The following is a 12917-nucleotide window of genomic DNA, read 5'->3' as shown; positions in this document are numbered from 1 at the left end:
TGCGGGAGATCAGCCCGTCCGGGCACGGCCCCTTCCATGTCTGCCCGTCGGCTCGCGCCGCCCCCACCATCCCCCGCAGGGCGGCGCGAGCCGACGGGTATCCCCGTGCAGGAGCGGAACATGAACGATTCCCAGCAGGACGCGGGCGCTGAACGGACGCTCCTGCGGCGATGGAGACCAGCCGCCGCGATGACGGGCTTCGCCGCCCTCCTCGTGGTGATCTTCGCCGTCGCGTACGCCACCGGATCGGCCGCAGGACCGGTCGCGCCCGGACTCCACCCCGGCCAGGAACAGTCCGCCGGCACCGGCGACGAGGACTCCGGCGGGGGCGGCGGCACGGACGACGGCATGGAAGGCGACATGAACATGGGGGAGGGACACTGATGGCGGCGGGACTTGCGCAGCCGACCGAGATCACCACCGATCTGGTCGTCGGCGGCATGACGTGCGCGGCCTGTGTGAACCGCGTCGAGAAGAAGCTCGGCAAACTGGAAGGCGTCGTCGCGACGGTCAACCTGGCCACCGGCCGGGCCCGCGTCACCCACCCCGACTCGTACGCGCCCGAGGACCTCGTCGTGGCCGTGGAGCAGGCCGGGTTCACCGCGTCGCTCCCGGAGCCGCCCGCCGCGGAAACCGCCGAGGGAGCGGGGGCGGCGCCGCGTGACGAGGCCGCCGATGAGGCGACCCGGCAGCGCGATCGCCTCGTCGTGACGGCCGTACTCGCCGTACCGGTACTGATCCTTTCCATGGTCCCTGCCCTGCAGTTCAGCAACTGGCAGTGGCTGTGCTTCGCGCTTGCCGCGCCCGTGGCCGTGTGGAGCGCGGCACCGTGCCACCAGAAGGCCCTGCGCGGGCTTCGGCACTCCGCCGCGACCATGGACACCCTCGTCTCCCTGGGGGTGATCGCGTCCTTCGCCTGGTCGACGTACGCGCTGTTCCTCGGCGGCGCGGGCGAGCCCGGCATGAGCATGCCGTTCAGCCTGCTTCCCTCGGCGTCCGGAGATGTGGCGCACGTCTACCTCGAAGCGGCCGTCGCCGTACCGCTGTTCGTCCTGACCGGACGCTTCCTGGAGGCCCGCGCCAAGCACAACACCGGGGCGGCGCTGCGGTCCCTTGCCGAACTCGCCGCCAAGGACGTGTCGGTGCGCGACGAGGACGGCGGGCGCGAACGGCGCATCCCCATCGGACAGTTGAAGGTCGGCCAGCTCTTCGTCGTGCGGCCGGGCGAGAAGGTCGCCACCGACGGGACCGTGGTCGAGGGCAGTTCGGCCCTCGACGTGTCGCTGGTCACCGGCGAGAGCGAACCCGTCGAGACGGCACCCGGCTCGACGGTGGTCGGCGCCGCGGTCAACGTCGGAGGCCTTCTGGTCGTGCGGGCCACCGCGGTGGGCGATGACACCCGCCTCGCCCGCATCACCCGCCTGGTCACCGAGGCGCAGGCGGGCAAGGCCAAGGCGCAGCGGGTCGCGGACCAGGTGGCCGGGGTGTTCGTGCCGGTCGTGCTCGCCCTCGCCGTCACCGTGCTCGGCTTCTGGCTCGGCGCGGGCGCCGACCCGCAGGCCGCGGTGACCGTGGCCGTGGCGGTGCTCGTCGTCGCCTGCCCCTGTGCGCTGGGGCTCGCCACGCCCACCGCCCTGCTCGCCGCGACCGGACGCGGCGCCCAACTCGGCATCCTGGTCAAGGGACCCCGCGCCCTGGAGACGCTGCGGGGCATCGACACCGTCGTACTCGACAAGACCGGCACCCTCACCACGGGACGCATGCGCGTGGCCCGGGTGACGGCGGAACCCGGCGGCATCGGGGACCGGGCGGTGCTGCGCCTCGCGGGCGCCGTGGAGCAGGGCTCCGAGCATCCGCTGGGCAAGGCGATCGCCGGGCACGCGGAGCAGGCGGAGTCCGGCGGACCGCTGCCCCGGACGACCGACTTCACCGCCATGGTCGGCGCGGGCGTGGCCGGACGGGTCGATGAGCGGCACGTCGAGGTGTGCGCCCCGGGCGACACCCCGCTCTCCGAACCACTGGCCGCCGCGCTCGCCGCGGCCGAGGACGCCGCGCACACCCCGGTCCTCGTCCGGGTGGACGGCAGGCCCGAGGCCGTGATCGCCGTCGGCGACACCCTGCGGCCCGAGGCCTACCGGGCGGTGGACCGGCTGCGCCGCCTGGGGCTGCGGACCGTCATCGCGACCGGTGACCGGGAGGCGACCGCCCGGGCCGTCGCCGCCGAACTCGGCATCCCCGAGACCGATGTGCACGCGCGCTGCACCCCGGAGGACAAGGCCCTGCTGGTCAAGGAGCTGAAGGCCGAAGGGCTGCGGGTCGCCGTCGTCGGGGACGGCGTCAACGACACGGTGGCGCTGGCCGGCGCGGACCTGGGCATCGCGATGGGCGGCGGCACGGACGCCGCGATCGGAGCGGCCGACGTGACGCTGGTCCGCGAGGACGTCCTGGTCGTCGCGGACGCGGTCAAGCTCGCCCGCAGAACGATGGGCACGATCCGCGCGAACCTGCTCTGGGCGTTCGGATACAACCTTGTGACCGTGCCCCTGGCGATGACAGGGTGGCTCAACCCGATGGTGGCGGCCGCCGCGATGTCGGTCAGCTCGCTGCTCGTGGTCACCAACAGCCTGCGCCTGCGCGCCTGGCAACCCACCGCCCCACATGTCGCCCGAGGGGGCCGCGGGCCCGCGCGTCGGCTGGAGGCAGCCGCATGAGCGCCACCGGAACGACCGCGCAGCGGCTGCGGCTCCGGGCCTCGGCCGCACTCCCGGCGCTCGCAGCCGCGGCGGCCAGCGCGCTGGCCCTGGGCGGACTCTCCGTCTGGACCGCCGCCGGAGCCGCAGGATCCGCACCCGAACTCCGGATCACCGCGGCCCGGTTGCTGCTGCCGTCCGAGGGCAACGAGAGCACGGCCGCCGTGTTCCGCATCCGCAACAGCGGCGGCGCCGCGGACCGTCTCGTCTCCGTCAGCTCGCCGACGATGGGCGAGGCCATGCTGTCGCGGGACGCCCCCGTCGGTGAACGGGCGGCCCGCATGTCCATGGTCGAGGCGGCCACGGTGCCCGCCGACGGAACGCTGACCATGACGCCGTACGGACTCGACGTGATGGTCGACATCCGGGAGCCGCTGCGCCTGGGGCAGCGCGTCGAGTTCAGTCTGCGCTTCGAGGACGGCGGGACGCTGAAGACGGAGGCGCTCGTCGTGCGCCCCACCGACTGGAACGCGCCCTGACACGGACAGCGCCTCCGTCGACGCACACCTATGCCCGGGGTGAACTCACCCCGGGCATACGGGGCTTTCGGCCGCGTTCAGCAGTGACGTCATGACCGCCCTGGCCCGTGCCACACGGGAGCGGACGGTGCCGATCGGGCAGCCGGCCGCGTCGGCGGCGTCCGCGTAGGGCATTCCGAGGACCTGCGTGAGCACGAACGCCTGCCGTCGCGGAGCGTCCAGCGAGCTCAGCAGGTCGAGCAGCGCCACGCCCTCGTCGAAGCCGGGAAGGCCGCCGGGCTGCGATCGCTCCGCCTCCGTACGCCAGTTGGGGCCGTCGGCGAATCGGGGGCGGGCGGCGGCCGCGCGGTAGCGGTCGGCCACCACCCTGCGGGCGATGGACAGCAGCCACGTACGGGCGCAGGAACGTCCGGCGAACCGGGGCAGGGCCGTCAAGGTGCGTAAGTACGTCTCCTGCGTGAGGTCTTCGGCTCCTTGCACATCGGCGCCGAGATAGGCGACGAAGCGGCAGACATCGGCGCGCGTGGCGCGCACGAAACGTTCGAGGGCCTCGGTGTCACCGTCGCGGGCGGCCAGCGCCCACTCCGTGATCTGTGTGTCGCTTGCGGCGGCGGTGCTGCCGCTCGGCCGCTGTTTTCGCGCAGGCGGCAGCTGTTTCAGGGCAGGGGGCATCGCGGACTGTCCTTCGCGTGCGGACGGAACCTGCCGTGGGGGCACGGCCCCGTCGGCGGACACCCTTCGCGTCCCGGATACGGATACGGATATGGATATGGATACGGATACGGGCGCGGGGCATGGGGCGGTGGGGTCAGTGCGCGCGGCAGCCGTGCGGGTGCGCACCGGCGCATGGCGCACTGCGTCACCGGCCGTGCCCCGGGCGGGCCTTGGCCGGTGGTGTCAGACGGTGCTCGGGCGGTGCGGCGGGCCGCGGCGTGAGACGACGTGGCGCAGGAGCGGCAGCTGCGGCCGGCGCGGCGGCAGCGGCAGGGCCACGGACGGCCGGCGTCCGGGCAGCGGGGAAGAACCCTGGACGGCGCGGTCCAGGGGCGCGAAGACAAAGGCGGCGAGGGCCCGTCCGAGGCGGAGCGCTGCGGCTTCGCCCCGCCACAGCCACAGTCCGCACAGCAGTCCGGCGAGCGCGTGGGCGGACGTCATGCCGGCCGAGGCGCCGAAGGCGGGCTCCGTGTCGGCGGTGTGCATGTGCGCCATGCCCGCACCGGAGTGCCGCTGAGTGCCGGCCGGGCAGGGGCCCGCCGAGGCCTGGGAGAGCGTGAAGGCCAAGTGCAGCGCGAGCTGGGTCAGCACGCTCGCGCCGCACACCGCGAGGGCGCCGCGGGCCCGGCCGGTCAGGCACCAGGCGGCCGCGGCCACGGCGGCGAACGCGGACCACACGGCCCAGGCGGGCAGCGCGTGGCCGGACATCAGGGCGTGCCCCGGAGCCGTCACCGATACGCACACGGCGGCGAAGACCGCGGAGCGGGTCAGCCGGCCGGCTGACCCGCGGCGGATCTCCGTGCCGGCTGCCGGCAACGTCGCGGCCGGCCGGGTCACCGCGGTCCGGGCGCGGCGGGTTCCATGATCGGCAGTCGTGCGACCTGGCGGCAGACGCGGACCGACTTGGCCATCACGCCGTGCGACGTGGCGGCGAGCGAGCAGGCGAGCGCGATCAGCGGCCAGTTCGTGGCCAGGACTGATGCCGTGGCCAGGGCGAGCGTGGCGACGGCGATGGAGATGCTGGCGGTGGTGCCCGTCCACCCGACCATCCGCGGCAGCTCTTCAGGGGTGGGCAGCCAGCGGGCGAGGGTGCCGGTCGCGGCGAGGGCCCCCGCGGCGAGCAGCGCCGCCACGACCGCGGTCCCGGCCAGATACAGGGCCATCAGCTGGGCGGTCCAGGGCAGTGCCCAGTCCTGGGCGTCGCCCGCGTTGCGGACGAGGAACCAGCAGGCGATCAGGAAGGGCGCGGTGATGACGATGGAGCGGGAGGTGTGCCGGGCCTGAGCGATGGTCAGTTCCCGCTGGCAGCTCGCCACCAGGTCCTCCATCGTCCCGAAGTCGCGTAACGCCCGCTCGGCGGCGCGGTCGTGGGACATGCCCCGGCCCGTGAACTCCGCGACGGCGTCGGTGAGGCCGTCGCGCACCTCCTCAAGGAGCCTGGCCTTGGCGCGGACCGGGCCGTGCAGCGCGGTCTCCAGCGCCGTGAGGTAGTCCTCGACGGGGTCGCTGCGCTGTTCCACGGCGCTCACGTGAGGAGCCCCGGCGGGGCCGCGGGGTTGAGGACCGAGCCGATGGCCGTCGTGAATTCGTTCCACGCCGACCGCTCGCTGGCCAAGGTGCGCTGCCCGGCGTCCGTCAGTTCGTAGCAGCGCTTGCGGCGCTCGCCCACGGACTGCCAGCTGCTCTGCAAAAGACCCACCCGCTCAAGGCGGTTGAGGGCGGGATAGATCGTGCCGGTGCGCAGCTCGAGCGCGCCGCCGCTGCGTTCCTGCACGGCCGTGATGATCGCGTACCCGTGCAGGGGGCCTGGCTCGAGCACGGCGAGCAGCAGCCCGTCCAGATGTCCTCTGACCGCGTCCTGTCTCATGAGTAGGCAGCCTACACAATCGGGGCGTTGGTGTGCTATCTATTGGCAGCCAACATATCCATTGCCGGCGGAGGGGTCCGCAGTGAGCAAGTTCTTGTTATCGGTGCATGTCATCCTGGCGATCCTGGCGGTCGGGCCGATCGCCGTCGCCGCCTCGATGTTCCCGCGCTACGCACAGCAGTTGACGACCGACGGGAAGGACCAGGACGGCCATAAGGACCAGGACGGCAACGCGGCCGGAGTCGCCGGGATCCTGCACAAGATCTGCCGCGGGTACGCGCTCTTCGGCATCGGCGTCCCGGTCTTCGGACTCGCCACCGCCGTCCAGCTCGACGCGCTCACCGACGTCTGGCTCATCATCTCGATCGTCCTGACCGCGGCAGCGGCGGCCGTCCTCGCGATGGCCATCCTGCCCAGCCAGCAGCGGGTGCTCGCGGTGGCCGGCGGAACGGCCGAGCCCGGCGCGCCCGCCGTTCCGGCGAGCAGGCTCTCCATGCTCACGGGCATCTTCAACTTGCTGTGGACGGTTGTCGTGATCCTCATGATCGTCCGCCCCGGCTCCACGACGGGTGCGTGATCTCGATGCGTACGTTGCGAATCGCCGCCGCGGTCGAGGCCGCATCCCTGGTCATCCTGCTGATCAATGTCTTCACCATCCATGCCAAGCCGATCACTTCGCTGGGCGGGCCGACCCATGGCTCGGCCTATCTCGTCGCCATCGCGATGACCTGGGCGATCCCCGCCGCGGCCGGGACCAGCGCCCGGTGGCTCGCCCTGATCCCCGGCATCGGGGCGATGCTCGCGCTGCGCAGGCTCGGCGCCGAGCCTGCGGGCAACGCGCCGGGCGCTTCCGTGCCGCAGCAAGAGGTACGTACGTCGGACGAGGGCAGGACCCGGTCATGAGCGGCCTGCTCGGCCCCAACGGCGCAGGCAAGACCACCTTTGTGAAGACCCGCGCCACCCTGCTGCGGCCGGACGGCGGCCAGGCCCGGCCTCGGTGGACGAGGATCTGACGGGCACCGAGAACCTGGTGCTCCTCGGCCGGCTGCTCGGCTACGGCAAGTCCGCGGGCCGCGCAGCCCTCGACCCGCGCAGCCGCAACCAGGTGTGGGACATCGTGCGGGCGGTCGTCACCCAGGGCACGACCGTCCTGCTCACCACGCAGTACCTCGACGAGGCCGATCAACTGGCGTCCCGCATCGCGGTGATCGACGACGGCAAGGTGATCGCGGAGGGCACCAAGGGCGAGCTCAAGTCCTCGGTGGGCGCGGGCTCGGTGCATCTGCGGCTGCGCGACACGGCGCAACGGGAAGAGGCCAGGCGGCTGTTGGCCCTGTGCCTGGACGTCCCGATGCACCTGGAGCCCGACCCGGTCGCGCTCAGCGCCCGGGTGGGCAGCGGCGATTCCGCCGCGGGGCCGGCCGAGCAGGCGTCCCGTGCGCTGGCCGAGCCGGCGCGGGCCGGCATCACCGTCGACAACTTCTCGCTGGGGCAGCCCAGCCTCGACGAGGTGTTCCTCGCGCTGACCGACGGCGCGGTGAAGGCTGGGCTACCGGCCCGACGGCGGGATCGTCGGTGTCCTCGCGGGCGTGCTGCTGCTCATCGTCTTCAGCTTCGCCTTCTCCTGGGTGTGGACGATGTTCGGGCTTCTGCTGCGCACGGAGAAGACGGTGATGGGCGTCTCGATGATGGTGATCTTCCCGCTGACATTTCTGAGCAACGTGTTCGTCGAGTCTGAGCAACGTGTTCGTCGAGCCGCGCACCATGCCGGGCTGGCTGCAGGCGTTCGTGAACAACAGCCCGATCTCCCACCTCTGCAGCGCGGTACGCGGCGTGATGGCCGGTAATTGGCCAACGGCCGAAATTGGCTGGGTGCTCGGCTGGGCCGCCGTGTTCGTCCTGGTCTTCGGTCCGATCACGATGCGCATCTACGCACGCAAGTAACCGCTGTTCGTTCGACTCCCCGGCCATCCCGATGTGCTGCCGATGCCATGCCGACGGCATCCCGAGACCGGCCCGGACTCCGGGCCGGAATGCGGCCATTCATCTGCAACGTTCAACTGAATCGGGACCTCACCGTCCGTCACTCCGAGTAAAGTACTCGTCAATAATCCTCTTGCTGCACAGTAGCGGGATTTGCTAGCGTCCCAGTCGTTGGCGCACTGAATATCGGCGGAGACACGGGGGGTACGATGTGCGACCAGGATGTCGGCTGTGCTTGGCCTCGATTGGCGGGATGGATGCCGCAAGGCGGGCCTTATGCCGACTCGTCAGACATAGTGAAGGTGGCCTGTAGGAAAGTTCCCATCGGGTGGCTGCTGCCCGCAGATTCACCCCGTACCAAAGGCGTTGATCAGGAATACGTCGCGGCCCTCAGCGAGTTAGGCGAAGAGCTGCCGCCGATCGTTGTGCATGAGGCCAGCGGGCGGGTCATAGACGGGATGCACCGCCTTGCCGCCGCCCGGCTCCGCGGCGAAGAAATGATTCACGCCCACCTTGTCGAAGCACCCGAGCACAAACTGTTCGAAGTTTCGGTCAGATTGAATTCCGCCCACGGGAAACCCCTCTCCTACCGGGAGAAGGTCGCGGCGGGGACCCGAATTCTGATGGAGAACCAGAAGCTGTCGGACCGCTACGTCGCGTCCCTCACGGGTCTGTCGCCCCGCACCATCGCCCGCCTGCGCCGTTCGAGTGGCGAAGTTGCGCACTTGAACGCCCGGATCGGCCTGGACGGCAAGGTCCGCAGGGTCGGGGTCGCGCCGGGCCGGCAGCGGGCCAGCGAGCTGCTCGCCGAGCGGCCGGGTGCGCCGCTGCGGGAGATAGCCCGTGAGGCGGGGATATCACTCGGCACCGCTCATGACGTCAAGAAACGCGTCCTCCTCGGTGAGGATCCGGTCCCGCGGCGTTCCGAGAAAGCTCCCGCGCCCGTGGCGAAAAGCATGAATCTGCTCACCGAGCCCGAATCCCCGACACCCATCGCGGGCGTTGCGCAACCCTTGCAGAAACTGCGGAGAGATCCCGCGCTCCGACTGTCCGAATCCGGCCGCCTCCTGCTGCGGCATCTCGCCATCCATGACGTCGACTCCCAGGTTCTTGCCGACGTCGCCGCGAATCTTCCGCCGCACACCACCGACCGGGTCGCGCAATTGGCGCGTGAATGCGCGGAGAAGTGGGCGCGGTTCGCCGAACGAGTGGAACGGGAATCCTCCGTCGGGCGTCGAACGCCCGCTTGACAAATTATTCTCAGCGGTTCGAATTCCTGAACGCGGGGAGGGCCTACGGGCCCTCCCCGCTTTCTTTATTCCCTTATTCCCGGTTCTTTTCCGGAGCTTCATATTCCGCTCCGTCCCGGTCGGTATTCGAGTGTCTGCGGCATGTGAATGGCGTGCTCTTTGAGCCATCGAACATCGCCTTGTCTCAGCCCCTGCGTGAGAAGATCGCTGTGCTCGGCAATCGGGGCGCTCGTACCGAGCGAACCCGCCCGACGTCCGCTACGTTTCGGCCTGGCGTTCTTCTTTCTCTGCCCTGATTCCTGTCCATGTAAATGGCAGATATTCCGAATGCCGGCGTGCAGGCATTCACATTCCATCGACGCCCGGTTCTGTGCCGGGCAATGCACAGGAGGTGACCCGCAGTGACCGAGACATGCCCCCACGCGCCTGCCTACCCCTTCGGCCCGGTATCGCGCCTAGATCTGCACCCTCGCTATCTGGAGCTGGCCCGCACGGAACCGGTGACCCGGGTTCATATGCCCTACGGCGGCGAGGCCTGGCTGCTGACCGGCTACGAGGAGATCAAGCAGTTCCTCGCCGACCCCCGGTTCAGCTCGTACGCCGCGACGGCACCGGACACCAGCAGGGTGACCCCGCTGCCGCTCAGGCCCGGAAACCTGCTGACCATGGACCCGCCCGACCACAGCCGGATCCGGAAGATCGTGGCGCACGCCTTCGTGCCCAGCCGGGTGGCCCGTCTCACCGACCGGATGCGCGAGGTCGTGGCGGCCGAGATCGACGACATGGTGGCGGCGGGACCGTCCGCCGACCTCGTGGAGCGCCTGGCGATCCCGCTGCCCGTCCGTATGATCGCCGAGCTCTTCGGCATCCCGTACGAGGAGCGCTTCGCCTTCCGCAAGTACTCCGACGTCTTCGTCGCGACCTCCGCCCACACCCAGGAGGAGATCGACGAGGCGCGCGACGGACTCGAGGACTACCTCAAGTCCCTGATCGAACTGCGCCGGCGGGAGCCCCAGGAGGACCTCGTCTCGGTGCTCATCGACGCCGTGGACGGGGAGCGGCTCTCGGACATGGAGGCGGTGCGGACCGGCATCGGCATCCTCATGGCGGGCCACGAGACCTCACTGAGCATGATCTCCAACGTCTGCTTCCTCCTGCTCCAACAGCGGGAGCTGTACGAGGAGTTGTGCGCCCACCCGGAGCGCATCGACGCGGCGATCGAGGAGATGCTGCGCATCATCCCGCTCCGCTCGGTGGGCAGCTTCCCCCGGCGGGCGACCGAGGACGTCGAGATCGGCGGCGTACTCATCAAGGCGGGCGACACCGTCATCTTCCAGCGCGCGGCCGGCGACCGTGACGAGCGGGTCTTCGACGACCCGGAGACCATCAGGTTCGACCGGGGCCGCAATCCGCACCTGGGCTTCGGCCACGGCATGCACTACTGCCTCGGCTCGGCCCTCGCCCGCTCCGAACTGCGGGTGGTGCTCGAAGGGCTCACCGACCGGCTCCCCACGCTGCGTCTTGCCGTACCCGCCGAGGACGTCCCGTGGAAGCCCGGCCTGATCGCACGTGCGCCGGAGGCCCTGCGCGTCGAGTGGTGAACCGTCCAGGAAGCCCACACCCCCCGAAGAGGAATGTCATGACTACGCAGCCACGCGTCAACGAGCTCTGGAAGTACATCGGCGAGAACCAGGTCAACGGCCAACTGGTCGACGACCTGACCGACTTCAAGACCAGCCAGGTCAACTACCGGCTGACCTCCTTCGACGTGCGGACCAACGGCGTCCGGTACCTCAAGACCCTCATCTACAACCTCGCGTCCCAGCTGAGTCCGGAGAACTGGGACCGGCTGCGCCGAATCGAGAACCGCGAGGTCGGAAACCCGTTCTCGGTCACGTACGACGGCGAGATGGTCTGCCTCGACTATCTGCGCGCAGTGCTCGATCTTGAATTCATCGAGAAGAACGTGGACTTGGCGGGCGCGGACGTTCTCGAGATCGGGGCGGGGTACGGACGTACGTGTCATTCGTTCCTCTCGAACCACAAAATTTCGTCATACACGATCATTGACCTCGAGACGACGATGGAGGTATCGCAGCGCTATCTGCGGACCGTCCTCGACGACGCGGAGTTCGCGAAGATCACGTTTATTCCGGTAGGCGAAATCGAAGGCGCCCTCGGCGACGCCACCTTCGATCTGGCCATCAATATCGACTCGCTCGCCGAGATGGACGTCGACACCGTCCGGTACTACCTGGGTCTCATCGACCGGCACTGCCGGAACTTCTACGTCAACAACCCGGTCGGCAAGTACATGGACAAGAGCCTGGACGGCCACGCGCGCGGCGAGCAGGCGATCGCCAGGGCGATGAGCCCGGGCCTCCTGACGGACGTCATCGACGTCAACGACAACCGTGCCGTGGCGGCGAAGGCCCCCGAGTTCACGGCCGCCTACCGCCCCCATGACGGCTGGACGTGCGCAGCCGACACCTGGGCCGTTCCCTACACCTGGTACTGGCAGGCGCTGTTCCAGAAGCAGGAGCCGAAGCACTGAAAGCCGACCGCACAACGGGAGTTGACCGGTGACGAACGAATCGATCGGAGGCGGTATGGAGGCACGTCGGACGACCTGCGCGATAGCGGGTGCCGGGCCTGCCGGGATGATGCTGGGGATGCTGCTTGCCCGGGCCGGTGTGGAGACCGTGGTCCTGGAGAAGCACGCGGACTTCCTGCGGGACTTCCGCGGGGACACCGTGCACGCGTCGACGTGGCGGCTCATGGAGGAGCTCGGACTCCACGACGCGTTCGTGAAGTTGGCGCACCAGCGGATCCATCACATTCAAGTCGAGACCGACGACGGCACCTTCACGCTGATGGACTTCCGCAGGCTGCCGGGCAAATTCAAGTACATCACCTTCCTGCCGCAGTGGGACTTTCTCAACTTCCTTGTGGAAGAAGCGGAGAAGTATCCGAACTTCCGGATCCTGCGCAACAGCGAAGTGACGAGCGTAATCGACGACGGCGACCGGGTCACCGGGCTTCGCTACCGCGATGCCGACGGTGAGCACGAGCTGCTCGCCGACCTCACCGTGGCCGCCGACGGCAGACGGTCCGCGCTGCGCGAGACCGCGAAACTGACGTCACGCGTCTTCGGCTCGGGCATGGACATCCTGTGGTTCCAGCTGTCCAAGAAGCCCGGCGACCCGGGCGGCATGGTGGGCCGGCTCTCCGACGGTCAGCTGGTGGTGCGCATCGAACGGCAGACCCACTGGACGGTCGCGTACACGGTCCGCAAGGACGGATACGACGAGGTGCGCGGGCGCGGTCTGGACTGGTTCCGCAAGAACCTGGCCGAACTCACGCCGTTCCTGGCCGACCGGGTCCACGAAGTGGAGTCCTGGGACGACATCAAGGTGCTCGACGTACAGATCGACCGGCTCGACCGCTGGTGGCGGCCCGGACTGCTCTGCATCGGGGACGCCGCCCACACGATGTCGCCGATCATGGGCGTCGGGATCAACCTCGCCCTGCAGGACGCCGTCGCCGCCGCCAACCGCATCGCCGAGCCGCTGCGCGACGGCAAGCTTAACGACGAGCACCTGGAGAGCGTGCAGAAGCGCCGCACCATGCCGACCGTGGGCACTCAGCGCATGCAGCGCTTTCTGCAGGGCCGCTTCCTGGAGCCGTGGGTCCGCGGCGAAGGAAAGTCCACCACCCCCCTCCTGCTGCGCATCCTCAAGCGCCTGCCCGCCCTCCAGGCGGGACCCGCGCGGACCATGGCGATCGGCATGCGCCCCGAACACCCCATACCGGCGCTCCGCAAGCAGCCGGCCCTTCACCGCCCCACCGCGACGAACGGAGAGTGACACATCGT

General features: G+C 69.8%; 13 protein-coding genes and 2 pseudogenes. 11 read left to right on the top strand and 4 right to left on the bottom strand.

Features of this window, described 5'->3' with window-relative positions; translation table 11 throughout:
- Positions 1–120 precede the first annotated feature (120 nt).
- Genes AB0G47_RS26790 through AB0G47_RS26780 form a run of 3 tightly spaced genes read left to right on the top strand, consistent with a single transcriptional unit; the run spans position 121 to position 3229 of the window.
- On the top strand, positions 121–384 hold the full coding sequence (locus AB0G47_RS26790; RefSeq protein WP_360774814.1) for a hypothetical protein: 264 nt from the start codon (positions 121–123) through the stop codon (positions 382–384).
- Entirely contained in the window at positions 384–2711 is a 2328-nt protein-coding gene (locus AB0G47_RS26785) for a heavy metal translocating P-type ATPase (protein ID WP_360774811.1), read from the top strand. The genes AB0G47_RS26790 and AB0G47_RS26785 overlap by 1 nt, the downstream gene beginning before the upstream one ends.
- Complete coding sequence (locus AB0G47_RS26780; RefSeq protein ID WP_360774808.1) at positions 2708–3229, top strand: copper chaperone PCu(A)C; 522 nt, start codon at positions 2708–2710, stop codon at positions 3227–3229. The genes AB0G47_RS26785 and AB0G47_RS26780 overlap by 4 nt, the downstream gene beginning before the upstream one ends.
- Before the next feature lie 45 nt (positions 3230–3274).
- Here the strand turns inward: AB0G47_RS26780 and AB0G47_RS26775 are convergent, their stop codons facing one another.
- The 4 genes from AB0G47_RS26775 to AB0G47_RS26760 form a co-directional block, all read right to left on the bottom strand.
- A complete protein-coding gene (locus AB0G47_RS26775; RefSeq protein ID WP_360774806.1) occupies positions 3275–3901 on the bottom strand; it encodes a sigma-70 family RNA polymerase sigma factor in 627 nt (208 codons plus the stop codon).
- A 225-nt stretch (positions 3902–4126) separates the two neighbouring features.
- On the bottom strand, positions 4127–4780 hold the full coding sequence (locus AB0G47_RS26770; RefSeq protein ID WP_360774803.1) for a hypothetical protein: 654 nt from the start codon (positions 4778–4780) through the stop codon (positions 4127–4129).
- Complete coding sequence (locus tag AB0G47_RS26765) at positions 4777–5472, bottom strand: permease prefix domain 1-containing protein (protein ID WP_360774801.1); 696 nt, start codon at positions 5470–5472, stop codon at positions 4777–4779. Before AB0G47_RS26765 ends, AB0G47_RS26770 begins: the two co-directional genes overlap by 4 nt.
- Positions 5469–5810 (bottom strand): helix-turn-helix transcriptional regulator, encoded by a 342-nt coding sequence (locus AB0G47_RS26760; protein ID WP_266872505.1) that lies wholly within the window; start codon positions 5808–5810, stop codon positions 5469–5471. Before AB0G47_RS26760 ends, AB0G47_RS26765 begins: the two co-directional genes overlap by 4 nt.
- A gap of 82 nt (positions 5811–5892) precedes the next feature.
- Between AB0G47_RS26760 and AB0G47_RS26755 the strand changes: the two genes are divergently transcribed.
- From AB0G47_RS26755 to AB0G47_RS26720, 8 genes and pseudogenes are all read left to right on the top strand, one after another.
- Positions 5893–6387 carry a hypothetical protein gene (locus AB0G47_RS26755; protein ID WP_360774796.1) on the top strand — a complete coding sequence of 165 codons (495 nt, stop codon included), beginning with the start codon at positions 5893–5895 and terminating at the stop codon, positions 6385–6387.
- A gap of 5 nt (positions 6388–6392) precedes the next feature.
- Positions 6393–6713, top strand: coding sequence for a hypothetical protein (locus AB0G47_RS26750; RefSeq protein WP_360774793.1), 321 nt, complete (start codon positions 6393–6395; stop codon positions 6711–6713).
- Positions 6710–7338: pseudogene (locus tag AB0G47_RS26745) on the top strand (daunorubicin/doxorubicin resistance ABC transporter ATP-binding protein DrrA); the annotation flags it as partial. The gene AB0G47_RS26750 and the pseudogene AB0G47_RS26745, both read left to right, overlap by 4 nt.
- Before the next feature lie 16 nt (positions 7339–7354).
- A pseudogene (locus AB0G47_RS26740) lies at positions 7355–7754 on the top strand (ABC transporter permease); the annotation flags it as partial.
- A gap of 248 nt (positions 7755–8002) precedes the next feature.
- Positions 8003–9043 carry a ParB/RepB/Spo0J family partition protein gene (locus tag AB0G47_RS26735; protein ID WP_360774790.1) on the top strand — a complete coding sequence of 347 codons (1041 nt, stop codon included), beginning with the start codon at positions 8003–8005 and terminating at the stop codon, positions 9041–9043.
- A gap of 401 nt (positions 9044–9444) precedes the next feature.
- On the top strand, positions 9445–10644 hold the full coding sequence (locus tag AB0G47_RS26730; protein ID WP_360774787.1) for a cytochrome P450: 1200 nt from the start codon (positions 9445–9447) through the stop codon (positions 10642–10644).
- A 38-nt stretch (positions 10645–10682) separates the two neighbouring features.
- Positions 10683–11597 carry a putative sugar O-methyltransferase gene (locus tag AB0G47_RS26725; protein WP_360774784.1) on the top strand — a complete coding sequence of 305 codons (915 nt, stop codon included), beginning with the start codon at positions 10683–10685 and terminating at the stop codon, positions 11595–11597.
- Between the two features lie 28 nt (positions 11598–11625).
- On the top strand, positions 11626–12909 hold the full coding sequence (locus AB0G47_RS26720) for an FAD-dependent oxidoreductase (RefSeq protein ID WP_360774781.1): 1284 nt from the start codon (positions 11626–11628) through the stop codon (positions 12907–12909).
- Positions 12910–12917: the final 8 nt, after the last annotated feature.

Source organism: Streptomyces sp. NPDC021622 (genome assembly GCF_040640795.1).
Lineage (GTDB): Bacteria > Actinomycetota > Actinomycetes > Streptomycetales > Streptomycetaceae > Streptomyces.
This window is presented reverse-complemented; position numbering and strand designations above follow the sequence as displayed.